The organism is Burkholderia sp. Leaf177 (assembly GCF_001424345.1).
Taxonomy (GTDB): Bacteria; Pseudomonadota; Gammaproteobacteria; order Burkholderiales; family Burkholderiaceae; genus Caballeronia.
In genome coordinates, this window is the sequence record NZ_LMPF01000026.1 from 182,292 (window position 1) to 198,146 (window position 15,855).

Sequence of the window (15,855 nt, forward strand, 5' to 3'; positions counted from 1 at the left end):
CCATTTCCCCCTTGGCGCGCTAGAACTGCGCCGTGGCCTGCATGCCCACTGTCACGCGTGAGGTCGGGAAGCCGCTGGGCTTGTAGATGGGCGTCCCAACAAACAGGTCGTACGAGACGCCGCCAAAGCGTGCAGGCAGACCGCCGCGGATGCCAATCACCGCACCCGCCAGTTGTGTCCCGGGCAGGAACGCCGTGTTAGGCCCGAACACGCGCCCGTAATCGATCCCGGCATAGAGCGCCTGCCCCGTCTGGAATATCGGCCATTGAAGTTCGTTGCGCCAGAAGAAGCCCCGTTCTGCCGCGAGCATCGTTTCGCCGTCGAAACCGCGCACCGTGTAACGACTGCCGATGCTCAGATCATCGAGGTAGAACAGCGTGTCATTGGTGAACTGCGCATGTAGCGTCGTGACGTAACGGAACATTTGTTTAGCCACGGCGAAGGGCACGGACAGGTTGCCGTCGAGCACGGCCATGTGAAAGCGGTATGTCGGACCGCTTGGTGTTGGATCATCTGTCGCGCCGAGTCCGCCGATTCCCTGACGGTATGCGAGAGTTCCATCGAACTGCGATGCGCCAAAGTAATGGCGGTCGGTCAGCCCAGCTTCAATGAACGTATTGTTTCGGCGTTGCTGCGGGATGTCGGTGTCGTCGATGAAACTTTGACCGAAACGCTTCGATAACTGAAACTCCACGCCGAACACATCTGTTTGGCTGCGGCTGAGCACGCGCGCCAGTCTGAGTGTTGCCGTTTGCGAATTTCCGCTCGACACAAACGTCTGGTTCACCCCCGCAATCTGCTGATAATAGGTGTTGGTGTTGCCGGATAGCGTTGCGAGCCAGTAACCCCATGGAACGGAGTACGAACCATTGAAACCATGCGAACCGAGCGACTTGTTGCCGAACGATAAATCCTGGTTCGCGCCGAGCGTGAAGACGTCGTTCAGGCCGAGCGGGTTGTCGATGCCAAGGCTCACGTTGCCTTGCCATTTGCCGGTCGCGTCGGTGCCCGAGTTATCGACGGACGCGACGAAGCTCAATGGCTTTGAACGCTTCACGGTCACGACGACATCGCTCTCGCCAGGATTACCGGTTGGCTCGATCTTCATATCCACGTCCTGCGATGTAACGCGCTTCATTTGCTCCAGACCTTGTTCGAGGTCGCGAAGGTCCAGTAGATCGCCGTCACGGGCTGGGAAGGCTGAGATCAAAGTGCCGCGTGTGTCGGGGTCGGCGAAGCGGATCTGTCGCACGACACCGGGAACGAGAGCGAATGCAAGCGTGCCTTTTGAGAGGTCCTGCTCAGGCAGCAGGACACGCGTGGTCACGTAGCCGCGCGCAAGGATTGTCCGTTGCAACGCCTTCGCCATGACGTCGATACCCGCCTTGCCAATGCATCGGCCCTTGTAGTGATCGAGCCATTCGCGGGCGAAAGCGAACGGGTCCAGTGACAGGGCTGAGGCTCCTTTGCTGCGTATGGTATCGGGCAAAGTTGTCGGGACATCGAGCGCGAACGTTTCGATGCGAAAGCACGGTGCTTCCTTTGGCAGAGGCGGGAATCCTTCGAACATCGGGAGGGCCGAGCGTACTGCTGGCGCTTGCACGGTGGCGTCGCGCTGCTGTGCGTCGCGTTGCTGTTGAATCTGCTGGTTTTGCTCGGCGTTGGCACGGGCGGCCGCGGCTTCATCGGCGGGCGTGGGCGCGTGCTGCGCGTTCGATGCAAGCGATACGAGAGCCGTAAGCGGCAGCGCCGCCAGCCTTTTTCGAATTTTCATGGTGTGCTTTCTCAGGAGCCTGGGAGTTACATTTCGGTGTTGTTGCTGTGTCCGGTCGCACGCATCCGACACACCCACCGTTGGCGAATGGCGTTTCCCCGTTTGCAATAAGCACTTGCAAACGGATTTCGTCTGACACGGATTTGATCCCGCGAATTTTTCCCGACGCGATTTTGTACTTGGGGCGCGAGTTTGCCAGAAGTTCACGTTCGCCCATCTCATTAACATCGCATGACGAAGTAATTTGATGCCGGGGGGGTGACGGCATTTAGTTCGACAGCAAACAGTGCGGAGCGGGGCGCTCGCCAGCAATGCCCGATGCCGTTGGAATTCACGCCGATAGCTGGAAGAAGCACCCCGTCCGATTGTACAAGTCCACATTACCCGCTTGAAACACGCACCACAAACAACAAACCCCGGCCTTGGCTGGGTTCGTTGTTACTGTGACTCGTCTTGATCGCCGTCCTTCACTTCGTAGCTCTTGCGAGCTTTCTTGTAGCCGTTGCCAAAGGGCTTAATGTGAAGTAGGTGTGCCCTACTTGCATACCCCCCAACAGCAGTAATCCCCAGTCCGAGAAGCAACAAGAACCCTCCAAACGGCGCTGGCGGCACAAATTTATAAGAGAGAACCATTATCAAGAGGCCAATCACAAGTAAGCTCGTTCGTGCCCATCTTGTGAAGTTGCCGTCTTCGACGATTTGGAATTTCATCGTTTCCCGCTCCAATAGTTAACGAACTGACTCCAATAGTTATTTAAAGAATCTTGCGCTTTCTGAGCGGATCCACTGTTATTGAAGGTAATAGCAGTTTCGTTTACCGCTGGGCTCAGCATTGGAAAGCGATCTGACACATTCCCTGCGATCAGTCCCGTAACACCTGATATGGCGTACTGCCCCACATTAGGTTTGACCATCTGGGCCAACACGTCTGCTCCGACTCCAATAACAACTGTCGCACCGTAAGCCGCAGCAGCAAATCCTGCGGAGTAAGGTGAAGGTGTAGCCGCCGCAGTAGCAGTCGCCGCACTAAATCGACCAGCATTTGTAGAGATCATTGCTGAAGCATCGGCAGTCGTGTTGCGCACATAATCCACGTCGGACTGATCGAACTTGGTGAACGGTCCCGTTACGTCCACGCTGAAGCCTTTCTTTCCAATTTGGTCATAAACGATATTCGGCACATCCCCGCCAGGCATGGATCCGGCATTCGCCAGAATGTAACTCTGCAACGCTTGATCGGGCTGCGCCGTGATCTGCGTCAGAATCGTTTTTCCGTCTTCCGTTTTACCGCCCGATATCCACTGCGCGCCTGAATCGCTTGGTGTTTGGCCAATCAACGTTGAAGGTGCACCTGATTCACGCGAATCACCAAACAGACCGCCCGTGATGCGCATCTGATCTTCAACCTGTGCTTGCGTGTACATGCCGCCGCTCTTGTCGGCAATCTGTTTGGCAAGCGTCTTTTCCTTCGCCTGGTTGTCCTCATGTAACTGCCGGTTAAACCGATCCTGCTTATGGTTCGCTGGATTGAGCAAGTCGGATTCAAACCCGATAGCCGCGTCTGTGTTCACGTTGAATAAAGGAAGTTGATCATCACGACGCTGCCTGCCATGCATTAGGGAAGCATGAAGACCCACCCTGAACGTAGAAGGTTGGCCAGTGCGGAGAACACCAGGCTAACCCCTCCTACTATCACAAAGCTGATCTCCGGCTCTTTGTACAAAGCCCACAGGACTAATGCTGCCCACAAGAACACTGTCGACTTTAACCAATAGATAATCTGCTTTTTTCTAGAATTATCAATGCCTACTCCAAACATAAGCCATGTTAAGAGCATAGACGCCAGAGTAATGAGCAGCACACCGGTTCCGAGGTTCATTAGTCTTTGCTCTTCAAGTTGTCCACCGTATTCTTCAATCCCCACCACGAGTTCGTTGCTGGATCTAGGAGTGGATCAACCGATCCGCCTAGATTTGTAGCGTTGCCAAGCGGAATTCCCGCCTGCTTTCCAGCATACGTCGGAGCGAATTTGGTTATACCGAGCACCGTTTTTTCTACTAATCCACCAGCTTCCCCCATCCACGCCGTCAAGTTGGCACCATAGATTCCACCAATGCCTCCCCCAACGAAACCGCCGATCACCTCCGCCGTAGTTACAGGTTTGCCCGTTGCATAGTTCGTCAACGTGGTGATTCCTAATTCGGTCGCAGCTGCTTTGCAGGCAGTTCCTCCCGATACAAGACATGCGGTTAGCGCAATTGCCGCTTTCCCCGTGCGCTCGTATGCGAGATTTTGTTGACGCATTTCAGCATCAGTCATCCCCGCGTTGAGTTGTTGTTGTCCAGCGTTATTTGTACTTTGATTGCTCGCGATGTACTGGCCGTTATAACTGTGATCGGCATAGTTCGGATCGTTCTTGTAGCCGTCGCAGTTCAGATTCTGGCAACCAACTATGCTGCGTACTTCATAGTCTTTTTTGCCTCCGGAATCTTGGGACGTCTGTTGATCCGAGTTGCGCAGTATTTCAGCAACGATCCGGCCTTCAGCCTCTTGCTCGCTGATGCCGAGTTGCTGCGCGACAATCTTTGCATCCTTTTTCGCCGTCGCATATTCATCCGGGTGGAGTTGTCTATTGTAGCGATCGACATTAGCCGCCGTGGTGGCTCCTGCATCGCCCCCCACTGCCGCGCCAGCACCCGTGGCAATGACGTTGGCCACGATGTTACCGAGCGTTCGATCCATATCCGCATTACCGGTTGGACTGGAACTTGCGATTGAATCGCTCAGTTCGTTAAGCTTGCCCGCAGATATTGATGCAAGGCCAGCTCCTGCCGCCGAACCTGCCGCGCTCGTCATGCCTCCGCCTAACCCACCCACGAGCGCAGCACCCGCTGCCTGCATTTCAGCGCGCGCCGGGCCGCCGTCACGCCACGCATCCATACCCGCCTGATCGTGATTGGCTTCGGCCTCCTTGTACTTCGACTGCGCATAATCACCAATGCGCTGCGCCACCGCCTGACCGGCCGCTTGTGCCGCGTTCATCATGTCCGCTTGCTTGTCCAGCAATGCATTCACGTCCGGCGTTTTCGCGACCGCACCGTTCGTGTTGGATGTGTCGCGGTTCAGGCTGGCTACATCCTGCGTCTGGTCAGCCGAGTCCGTGACGTTGATCGTGCCTGCGCTCACAGCGCTGCGTGTGCTCGCGCTGTCATTGCCGCTGTCCTGCTGGCTAAGAGACGGCGTAATCCCGCCCGAGTTCGGCACCGAAGAAGGTCCCACCGACTTGTCCGGCAACCCGAGCGATCCGCCCGCTGAGAAGCCGCTGCTTTTTGCATCGTAGCTCGAGCTGTTTGCGATATCCGAGAAGGAGAGGGTGCCCGTCGTCAGGGTGTTCTTATCCGGCGTGGCATCGCTTGCGATCACCGCNTTTTGCATCGTAGCTCGAGCTGTTTGCGATATCCGAGAAGGAGAGGGTGCCCGTCGTCAGGGTGTTCTTATCCGGCGTGGCATCGCTTGCGATCACCGCCCCTTTCAGATCGGTATTGCCCTTCACGGTAATGTCGAAGCCACCAGCGCCTGCGTGAATTCCGGCTTGTTCATTGATCCCTGCATACTCGCCGCTAGCCTTACCGTGGCTGTCGCTAAAGCTCGCACCAGCGCCACCGTTACGGATCCCGATACCGCCACCCGCGCTGCTCTGATGCGCCGCACTCGTGGTCAGATCCTGAACGCTTGCGATGCTCAGATCCCCACCCACATCAGCCGTAATCTGCCGGCCATTGACCTGCGAGCCGATGATATTCGTATCCCCGCCAGACACCACGGTAACGCTATTCGCGCCGCTCACATGCGAGGCATTTTGCATCGCCGCGTCGCTGTTCGCATCGCCGTGGGCGTTTTGCATCGATGCCGAGATGCCCGCGCCACCCATGGTCGTCACCGATACCCCCACGCTCGCGCGATTGGAACTGTTCGAGCTGCGCGTCCAGTCGGTGTCCGTCGTGTTGACGATATTGAGTGTGTCCTTCGCCGCCAGGATCACATCATTCGCGCTGACGTTCGAGCCGGCTATGGTCAAGTTGCCCGATCCCGGCGTGCCATTGCCGGTTGCCACGAATGCCGCCGCGCCACCGGCCTGCACATTTGAGCCGCTGTTCAACGTCTGGTCTTCGCTCGCGCCGCTGCTGCTTTTAGCCGAGCCGAACGACACCTGCACGCCGATGTCCGGCACACCTTTGCCCGTCGCCGCACCCGCAGCAGCGCTGCCGACTGTGTACGCATCGCTCGCCGCCGCGATGCCATGCAGCGCCGCGGCACGACTGTCGCCACTGCCCGCGTTGCGACTCACGCCCTCGGATTGCGATACCGCGTTGTTCAACNGCAGGTCGTTGCCTGCCGCGAGGTTCACGCTGCCATGCGTGCTGCCGATGAGACTCGCGTTGTTCGTCACCGATGAATCGTGCGCCGCGTCTTTCTGGTTACTGTTGGCGTAGCTCACCGTCATGCCGCCGCCGCTCAACGCGCCGAAGCCCGACTTCTTGTGCTCGTGGAATGTGCTGCTCTCGCTCGTGTCCTGCGTGGTGTTGATTGTGAGGTTATTGGCTGCGGCAAGCGTCACATCGTGCGTGGCCGCGACCGTCGAACCGCTAATCGTGATGTCGTGACCGGAGGCGCCCGTGACGGTGTCGCCCGATACGGTCGAGCCGGCTGCAATAACGTGGTGCGAACTGGCTGAGTCGTTGACCGTTTCTTTCGACAGGAACCCGGAGTGCGCGTTATGCGACCAGTTCTGCGCATCGTGCGTTTCGTTCACGCTGCCGATGGTTATATCGCCTGTGGAGATCAGTGTGACACCACCGCCGCTTGCATCGGTGGCGACCATCAGTGCACCATTCAAATGGTACGTATCCGATATACCCGCCGTTGGCAAGAGCATTTTTCCCTAGGCCCAACAACCATTTGCAAACGGTCTTTTCCGCAAACAACAAACCCGACCACGGCCGCGTTCGTTGTTTTAAGCGAAGATGTTTTTGAGTACAACGTACACAATAAAACCCATTATCGCGGTGAAACAACACCACCAGATAATTTTCTGCCTTCGTGTCTTGGGCGTTGAAGTTATTGAAGGTCCCATGATTACCATCTGATCCCTGTTTTTCCTTGATCCACGGAGAAACCCCAGCCAACAGAGACGGGGTTATCAGTCTTACCAACGTTCACGCCAGCTCCGATCCCTATAACCGTAGCAGTCCCATTGCCTGGCGACACCATGACGCCGCCGCCGAAGCCACTGTATAGCGCTGCTCCTCCCCCTGCATATCCACCAGCGAAGTCATTAGTTTGTCCAGGCCTTACTTCGGCCGTATTGAGGTACCCAGCGGAAACGCCAACGCCAGCGCCAACAGCATTGGGTACGCCTAGATTCAATCCGCCGCCGAAGAACGAATTTCCATCCCGCGTGAACGTCCCCCACGCACTACCCACGAAGTAGTCAACCTGGAAGTTCACGAAGTCCGGCGCTCTCACCAGCCCCGGATTGAAACCTGTCGTTGTAGCTTGATACGACAGGCCGCTACCCTGCGCACCGTTCACGATATACGACTGCAAATCAGGATCACCAAGCCCAAGTCTCTGAGCCCAGACTTGCTGTCCAGCCTGGTTTACGCCGTATGACTGCCAATCTGTACCATCCTGCGGCTGCGCTCCGCTCGCCACACGCACACCGCCCGATTCAGTCTGACCATTCACCGTCAGGTTCATTTGTGCCATCTGAGCTTCGATCTGCTCTGAAGTGTATTTTCCTGCGCTCGCATCGGCCAATCGCTTCGCCAAACTCTGCTCTTTAGCCTTGCTGTCCTCATGCAATGATCGATTGTACAAGTCCACATTGCCCGCTTCGAACGCGCCAGCGTTTCCGGCAACATATCCTGCGCCGGTAGCCACCGCGTTCGCGACGATGTTACCCAGCGCCTTGTCCACCTCGGCGTTTCCGGTAGGACTCGCGCCCGCTATCGCGTCACTCAGGGCGTTTAACTTACCGGCCGCGAGCGACACCGCGCCCGCACCCACTGCGCCCGCTACCGCCGTTCCTGCTCCGCCGCCCAGACCCGCCACCACGGCTGCCCCCGCAGCCTGCATTTCTGCTCTGGAACTGCCGCCGTCACGCCACGCGTCCATACCCGCCTGGTCGTGATTGGCTTCGGCCTCTTTGTACTTCGACTGCGCATAATCACCAATGCGCTGCGCCACCGCCTGACCGGCCGCTTGTGCCGCGTTCATCATGTCAGCTTGCTTGTCCAGCAATGCATTCACGTCCGGTGTTTTCGCGACCATGCCGTTCGTGTTCGATGTGTCGCGGCTCAAACTCGCCACATCCTGCGTCTGGTTCGCCGAGTCCGTGACGTTGATCGTGCCCGCGCTCACAGCGCTGCGTGTGCTCGCGCTGTCACTGCCGCTGTCATGCTGGCTAAGAGACGGCGTAATCCCGCCCGAGTTCGGCACCGACGACGGTCCCACCGCCTTGTCCGGCAACCCGAGCGATCCGCCCGCTGCGAAGCCGCTGCTTTTTGCATCGTAGCTCGAGCTGTTTGCGATATCCGAGAAGGAGAGGGTGCCCGTCGTCAGGGTGTTCTTATCCGGCGTGGCATCGCTTGCGATCACCGCNTTTGCATCGTAGCTCGAGCTGTTTGCGATATCCGAGAAGGAGAGGGTGCCCGTCGTCAGGGTGTTCTTATCCGGCGTGGCATCGCTTGCGATCACCGCACCCTTCAAGTCCGTATTGCCATGCACGGTAATGTCGAAGCCACCATCGCCCGCATAAAGTCCGGCCTGTTCATTCACGCCCACGTAGTTCGCGTCTCCATGGCCGTTCTGCGTGCTGAAGCTCGCACCGCCGCCATGCTGATTGATCCCGATGCCGCCACCCGCGCTGCTCTGATGCGCCGCACTCGTGGTCAGATCCTGAACGCTTGCGATGCTCAGATCCCCACCCACGTCAGCCGTAATCTGCCGGCCATTGACCTGCGAGCCGATGATATTCGTATCCCCGCCAGACACCACGGTAACGCTATTCGCACCGCTCACATGCGAGGCATTCTGCATCGCCGCGTCGCTGTTCGCATCGCCGTGGGCGTTTTGCATCGATGCCGAGATGCCAGCGCCACCCATGGTCGTCACCGATACCCCCACGCTCGCGCTATTGGAACTGTTCGAGCTGCGCGTCCAGTCGGTGTCCGTCGTGTTGACGATATTGAGCGTGTCTTTCGCCGCCAGGATCACATCATTCGCGCTGACGTTCGAGCCGGCTATGGTCAAGTTACCCGATCCCGGCGTGCCATTGCCGGTTGCGACGAACGCCGCCGTGCCACCGGCCTGCACGTTCGCGCCGCTGTTCAACGTCTGGTCTTCGCTCACGCCGCTGCTGCTTTTAGCCGAGCCGAACGACACCTGCACGCCGATGTCCGGCACACCTTTGCCCGTCGCCGCACCCGCAGCAGCGCTRCCGACTGTGTACGCRTCGCTCGCCGCCGCGATGCCATGCAGCGCCGCGGCACGACTGTCGCCACTGCCCGCGTTGCGACTCACGCCCTCGGATTGCGATACCGCGTTGTTCAACGCGTCGCCCACGCTGCCCGCAAGTCCCGCCGTGAAACCGCTTTGCTTGCGCTCGTGCGTCTCGTCGTGGTGCGTGGTACCTGTCGCTGCATCGATAATCACGTTCGCACCCGTGCCCGTGATGTTTTGCGCGGCGATCAGATCGCTGCCGGTGACATGCAGGTCGTNTCGCTCGCCGCCGCGATGCCATGCAGCGCCGCGGCACGACTGTCGCCACTGCCCGCGTTGCGACTCACGCCCTCGGATTGCGATACCGCGTTGTTCAACGCATCGCCCACGCTGCCCGCAAGTCCCGCCGTGAAACCGCTTTGCTTGCGCTCGTGCGTCTCGTCGTGGTGCGTGGTACCTGTCGCTGCATCGATAATCACGTTCGCACCCGTACCCATGATGTTTTGCGCGGCGATCAGATCGCTGCCGGTGACATGCAGGTCGTTGCCTGCCGCGAGGTTCACGCTGCCATGCGTGCTGCCGATGAGACTCGCGTTGTTCGTCACCGATGAATCGTGCGCCGCGTCTTTCTGGTNGTACCTGTCGCTGCATCGATAATCACGTTCGCACCCGTGCCCGTGATGTTTTGCGCGGCGATCAGATCGCTGCCGGTGACATGCAGGTCGTTGCCTGCCGCGAGGTTCACGCTGCCATGCGTGCTGCCGATGAGACTCGCGTTGTTCGTCACCGATGAATCGTGCGCCGCGTCTTTCTGGTCACTGTTGCCGTAGCTCACCGTCATGCCGCCGCCGCTCAACGCGCCGAAGCCGGACTTCTTCTGCTCGTGGAATGTGCTGCTCTCGCTCGTGTCCTGCGTGGTGTTGATCGTGAGGTTGTTGGCTGCAGCAAGCGTCACATCGTGCGTGGCCGCGACCGTCGAACCGCTAATCGTGATGTCGTGACCGGAGGCGCCCGTGACGGTATCGCCCGATACGGTCGAGCCGGTTGCAATAACCTGGTGCGAACTCGCTGAGTCGTTGACCGTTTCTTTCGACAGGAACCCGGAGTGCGCGTTATGCGACCAGTTCTGCGCATCGTGGGTTTCGTTCACGCTACCGATGGTTATATCGCCCGTGGAGATCAGTGTGACACCACCGCCGGCTGCATCGGTGGCGACCGTCGCGCCAAGCACAGTGAGATTGCCGCTGCCGTTCTGACCCGCTGCAAGCGTGACATTACCGCCTGCGCTAACGTTCGAACCCCGTACCGTTTCGTCGTAGCTCGAATTGGCGTGTTGCGCCTGCTCGCCGCCCATCGACTGCTCGTTGTGCGTTTGCGTGTCCTTGGTCGCTGTGACCAACAGGTTGCCGCCTGCGATCAGCGTCGCGTCGGCGTTGGCGCTCACGGTCGCACTCGTAAGCGTGGTATCGCGGCCCGACACCGTGGCGAGACTGCCGCCTGCAACGATCGCGCTGCCCAGGTTCTGCGTGATCGCGTCGTGGCTGCCGTTGAGCGCGTCATGTGTTTGCACATCTCGCGTGGCGACGAGCGCGGTCGTGCCGAGAGTCAGATCGCGTCCGGCCGCGATGGCCGCATTGCCGCCGGTCTGGATCAGCGCGCCGTTCAGACTCACGTCGCGCCCCGCGATCACGACAGCGTTACCCGTCGCCGAAATCGTGCCGATGGCATCCACACCCGTGTTCGTCACGCGACCGGTGAGCGAATTCGAGCTGAAGTCTTTCGATACGCCATAGCTCTGCGTTTCGTTGATGACATCGCGACCGGCCTGCACGATGACATCGCCGCCGCCAATGCGACCGCTCGTGTTCCTCACGTCCTGAACCGCGACGACCGCCGTCATCCCGCTACTGCCAATCACGCCGCTATTCACGACGTTGTTGCCGATGATCGTCGTCGCCAGATTGCTCGTGACGTGCCCGCTATTGGCCACGTCGCCGCTTGCGTTCAGGTTCACCGCATTACCCGCAACGAGTGCGCCGCTGTGGGTGAGGTCGACCGTGCTCGACTGTGCGAGATAAACCTGGGGTACCAGCACCGTCCGGTGCGAGCCGTCCGGCAGCGTCACATCCTGCGACACGAGCCATACCATATCGGTCGTGAGCTGCTGCATTTGCATGGGACTAAGTGCGAGCCCCGGCTGAAGGCCGAACTCTTTCGCATACGCAACGCCGCTATTCATGAGCGCCGTGTATTCGTCCAGATTGCTGGTGTAGCCCGTGAGGAATGTGCGACCGGTCAGTTGTGTGACCTGGTTACGGATGAGTGTTTGTTCATACATGCCATCGCCCAAACGCTTCTCCGTCTTCGATGGATCGAGGCCCAGCTGACCTAGCATGTAGTCGCTGCTGATGAAGCTCGAATACTGCGTGAAGCGCGGATCGGTCACGATCAGGTACGTGGCATCCGGTGCAGTGTTGTACGTGTAGAGACCACTTACTGGAAGCTTCAGATTCGGGATGCCGCCCGTCGCGCTGCCAACCGTTTGCGGGTTGCTGCTTTGGCCGCTCACGCCAGACGCCTGCGCGCCACTCACGCTGCCGCCTTGGCCGCCCTGACCACTCACGCGATCAGTTTGCGAGCCGCTCACGCCTTGGCTACTGCTCTGGCCGCTAACGGCTTCAGTCTGCGTACCGCTCACAGCTGTACTGCTGCTCTGCCCAGCAATGGTGCCAAGCTGCGTGCCGTCCGCGCTGCCACCGGTCACGCCCGAACCATTCACGGTCTGCCCCTGGCGGTTCACCGAGTTGATGCTGATCGTCTGTGCATCGGTCTGCACCGTCTGGTTCGACGTTGCGATGGCAGGCAGGGCATCGACTGTTGTTGTTGTCTGCGAGATGCCGTCCGGCACATCGGTTTTGTAATCGTTGCTGCCGCCGGTCTTTTGATGCCAGTACCAATCGGACATGGCGGTGTCGATGCGCGTTTGCTGCAACACAGTGCCCGTGTCGTTCACGCTGCCATTGGTTGCACGGCGCACCAGATCGCCGCCTGCGGCCATGGTGGAAGAGGTGTTGTCGATACTGCCGCTGTCCGCGTTGATGCGAATCGCGCCCTGTGCCTGGATGATCGCCGCGTTGCCTGCGCTTACGAGCTGGTCAGTCGTTGTCGTGGTCTGCGTCGTCTGGCTCATTTCCACGTAGTCGTGGTTGTCACTGCCCAGGGCTTCGCTCACCCGCACCAGATCGGGACGGATGTTTTTGTTCGGATCGAAGTCCGGCCAGAACGTGATGGAGTACGTACCATTGCCATTGTCGGTGAGGCTCTGGTAATACTGCACCGGATTGTTCGTGATCGTGCGCGTGGATGTATCGCCTCCGACGAATGCCGAGTAAGTATCTGTGAGCGACACGGCAAGCGAGAAGCTCTGCGCATTCGAATCGAGGTTCGTCAGCTGCGAGGCGGGTACGTTGATCGTGATCGGATGCATCAGGTGTCCGATCACCCCGGTTCCGATTGCGCCATCGCTCCATCGCCATTCAGGGTAGAGCGTGCTGTAGTAGTAGCCCATGCTGCCCGCGGACAATCCTGCGGTCCACAAGGTCAGCGTGGCCGTGCCCGCGTCCTGCGGCGTGCCGGCTTCGGTCACGACACCCGTGCGTACGTTGCTCACCGTGCGCGCGGCGATATCGATGTCGCCTTCCGCCTCGATGGTCGCCGCGCTGTTCGTAAGCGTGCCGGTCTGGTTTGCGAGCATGCCGGACGCATCACGCGTGCCGTCCCTAGCGATCTCAAGGTTGCCCAGACTGTAGATCAGCGCACCATCGGCGTTCGTGATGGAATTCGATGCGTAAAGGTGAACGCTGTTCGCCCCTGCGATGACCGCCGCCGCGCCAGTATTGGTAATGTCATTCGCGTTTGCCGTCACGTCATTCCCGATGATTGCTCCGGTGTTGGCGAGGCTCGCGCTGTGAGTTGTGACCGTATCGCCTTCAATGCGCCCAGCATTCGTGATCGCGTCCGATGCATTGATGGTCGTAGATGACGAATTGATTTCGCCATCGGCTGTGTTCACGACGTTCGCGCCGCTTGCCGTCAATGCACCGTTCGCCGCCAACGTGCCCGTGTTGGTGAGCGTGCCTGTTGCGCTCACGCTCATGTTGCCGTCGGCATGCAGGTTGTTGGCGGCGTCGTTCGTATAGTCGCCCGTGATCGCGAGCGACAGATCGCGGCCCGCGATCATGTCGCCGTTGCCCAATACCATGCCGCTTGCATCGATGTCCCGGTTCGCGCGGATCGCCCCAGCCGTGTTGGATATCGATGCGACCTTCACCGATACATCCTGGCCGCCGAGTATCGCGCCGTGATCGTTAATCACGACAGCGTTCACCTGGTTCAGGTTCAGCGCGGTGGCGCCAAAGAGCGTGCCGCCTGAGTTGTTCACGCGCTGCGTGACGTTCAAGTTCGCCGCACCGCCCGCAACCAAATTCGCTCCCGCGTCATTTTCAAGCGTCTGCGCGTTTACCGTCATGTCGCCGTTGCCGCCGAGCGTGCCGCCGGTGTTTGTGATCTCGGACGCGCTGATGGTCGTCGCCCCGTCTCCCGCGTTAGTGAGCTTGCCGCTTGAGTTATCGATGCTCGCCGCACTCACGTTTGCCGTGCCGTGCGTACCGTTGGCGCTGATCGTGCCTTGCTCGTTCGTAATCGTGCCGCCTGCATCGATAAGCAGATCACCCGACGTCTGAGCCGATCCACGCGTATTGTCGATGCCGCCCTGCGTTGTTACGGCAAGACCGTTGCCGCCGTAGAGCGAACCATCGCGATTGACGATGCCCGACGCCGCGTCGACGCGCGCAGCCTGCATGGCCAGCAGCGTTCCGGACGTGTTGTCGAAGCTTGCGCTTGCGACTGTGAGCGCGCCATTGGTCTGCGCGCTGCCGCCTACGTTCGACAGGGCGCCAGCCGAAGTTACGGAAAGTGCGCCCGCACCCGCGTGCTGGATCATGCCGTGATCGTTGCTGATCGATTGCGCGGAAAGGCTGAGGTTCGACGCATTGGTCGCAATCGTACCGCTCGCGTTATTCAGCGCGCCGCCGATTTGAATCGTCTGATCGGTGGTGCCGTATTGCGTAAGCGCGCCGTTCTCATTGGTGAGATCGCCCGACACGGAAAGGACCAGCGCATCGCCGTTGATATCACCGTTGGTGTTGTCAACGGATGCGGCGGATATAGAGGTCGCCGCACCCGAGAGCGTGCCGCTTGAATTGTTCAGCGCACCAGCGCTCGCTGCGGTGAGCGCTCCGCCTGCCGTGATCGAGCCTGCATGATTGTCGATGCTTTGCGCGCGCACCCAGGCATCGCCGGCAGCGGTGAGCGTTCCTTGATTGGACAGCGTCCCAGCGCTTACCTCCAGCGTGCCGTTCGTGCCGAGGGTTCCGGCTGTACCATTCACGAGCGCACCCGACATGGTGACGCTCAGTCCATCGCCATTGAGCGAGACGATCCGTCCTCCGGTGTTATCGAGCGATGCGCCGTTAAACGTGGTGCGATGCGCGGCCTGCATCGTGCCCCACTGGTTGTCGATCGCGCCTGTTGACTGGATCGCAAGCGCGCCGTTGCTCAGGACGTTGCCTGATACGTTCGAAACTGCGTTTGCCGCGTTCACGGCGAGCGTACCCGTGCCTGCATGCTGGATCGTGCCGCGATTGTTGACGATGGATTGCGCCGAAATGCCGAGATTCGATGCGTTGGTGGCCAGCGTCCCGCTTGTGTTATCCAGCGTGCCGCCGGCTTGAATCGTCTGGTCGGCCGTGCCGTACTGTGTGAGCGCACCGCCACGATTAACCAGATCGCCCGAGGCCGAAATTGCGAGCGCATCGCCGTTGATATCGCCATTCGTGTTATCAATCGATGCCGCCGAGACGGTCGTGGCAGACCCTGATAGCGTGCCGTGCTGGTTGTTCAGTGCGTTGGCCGATGCAATATTGAGCGCGTTACCGGCCGTGATTGCGCCCGCATGGTTATCGATGCTTTGCGCGTACACCGTGGCATCGCCCGCAGCGGTCAGCTTCCCTTGATTCGATAGCACGCCTGCACGGACATCCAACGCGCCGTTCGTGCCAATCGTGCCGCCCGAACCGTTCGTGAGTGCATCAGCGATTGCAACACTTAAGCCATCGCCATTAAGCGAAGCAATACGCCCAGCCGTATTATCGAGCGATGCCGCGCTCAGATCAGCACGCCGCGATGACTGGATTGAGCCTTGAGCGTTGTTCATTCCACTGGCGGCTCGAACCGCGAGCGCACCATTCGTCACCACATTGCCCGCGACGTTGGATATCCCACCTGTCGAGTTCACCGAAAGTGTGCCGGTGCCTGCATGTTGAATGTTGCCTTTATCGTTCGCGACGGTTTGTCCGCTGATACGCATATTGTTGGCGTTCGACGCAAGCGTGCCGCCTGTATTATCGAGCGTGCCGCCGGCCTGAATCGTCTGGTCGGCTGTCCCGAACTGCGTGAGCTTGCCACCGCGATTGATGACGTTGCCCGAAGCCGAGAGGGCGAGCGTATCGCCTTCAATG

3 protein-coding genes and 6 pseudogenes are annotated in these 15,855 nt (G+C 59.5%); all 9 read right to left on the reverse strand.

The genetic code is table 11. The features are described 5' to 3' along the window. Positions 1-19: 19 nt before the first annotated feature. On the reverse strand, positions 20-1,774 hold the full coding sequence (locus ASG35_RS29970; protein WP_056366590.1) for a ShlB/FhaC/HecB family hemolysin secretion/activation protein: 1,755 nt from the start codon (positions 1,772-1,774) through the stop codon (positions 20-22). A gap of 438 nt (positions 1,775-2,212) precedes the next feature. Next, positions 2,213-2,485 (reverse strand): hypothetical protein, encoded by a 273-nt coding sequence (locus tag ASG35_RS29975; protein WP_056366595.1) that lies wholly within the window; start codon positions 2,483-2,485, stop codon positions 2,213-2,215. Further along, on the reverse strand, positions 2,482-3,390 hold the full coding sequence (locus tag ASG35_RS29980) for a hypothetical protein (protein ID WP_056366597.1): 909 nt from the start codon (positions 3,388-3,390) through the stop codon (positions 2,482-2,484). The genes ASG35_RS29975 and ASG35_RS29980 overlap by 4 nt, the downstream gene beginning before the upstream one ends. A 262-nt stretch (positions 3,391-3,652) precedes the next feature. Next, positions 3,653-5,200 (reverse strand): annotated as a pseudogene (locus ASG35_RS31860) (hemagglutinin repeat-containing protein); the annotation flags it as partial. A gap of 1 nt (position 5,201) precedes the next feature. Beyond that, positions 5,202-6,122: pseudogene (locus ASG35_RS32400) on the reverse strand (hemagglutinin repeat-containing protein); the annotation flags it as partial. Between the two features lie 32 nt (positions 6,123-6,154). Further along, positions 6,155-6,710 (reverse strand): annotated as a pseudogene (locus ASG35_RS32405) (hemagglutinin repeat-containing protein); the annotation flags it as partial. A gap of 200 nt (positions 6,711-6,910) precedes the next feature. Next, positions 6,911-8,437, reverse strand: a pseudogene (locus ASG35_RS32410) (filamentous hemagglutinin); the annotation flags it as partial. A 1-nt stretch (position 8,438) separates the two neighbouring features. Further along, a pseudogene (locus ASG35_RS32415) lies at positions 8,439-9,555 on the reverse strand (hemagglutinin repeat-containing protein); the annotation flags it as partial. A 357-nt stretch (positions 9,556-9,912) separates the two neighbouring features. Continuing rightward, a pseudogene (locus ASG35_RS30010) lies at positions 9,913-15,704 on the reverse strand (hemagglutinin repeat-containing protein); the annotation flags it as partial. Positions 15,705-15,855 lie beyond the last annotated feature (151 nt).

Bases quoted from the DNA above. Each gene is read 5' to 3' on its own strand.
- ASG35_RS29975 (WP_056366595.1), bottom strand. From the start codon at position 2,485: ATGAAATTCCAAATCGTCGAAGACGGCAACTTCACAAGATGGGCACGA.
- ASG35_RS29980 (WP_056366597.1), bottom strand. From the start codon at position 3,390: ATGCATGGCAGGCAGCGTCGTGATGATCAACTTCCTTTATTCAACGTG.
- ASG35_RS29970 (WP_056366590.1), bottom strand. From the start codon at position 1,774: ATGAAAATTCGAAAAAGGCTGGCGGCGCTGCCGCTTACGGCTCTCGTA.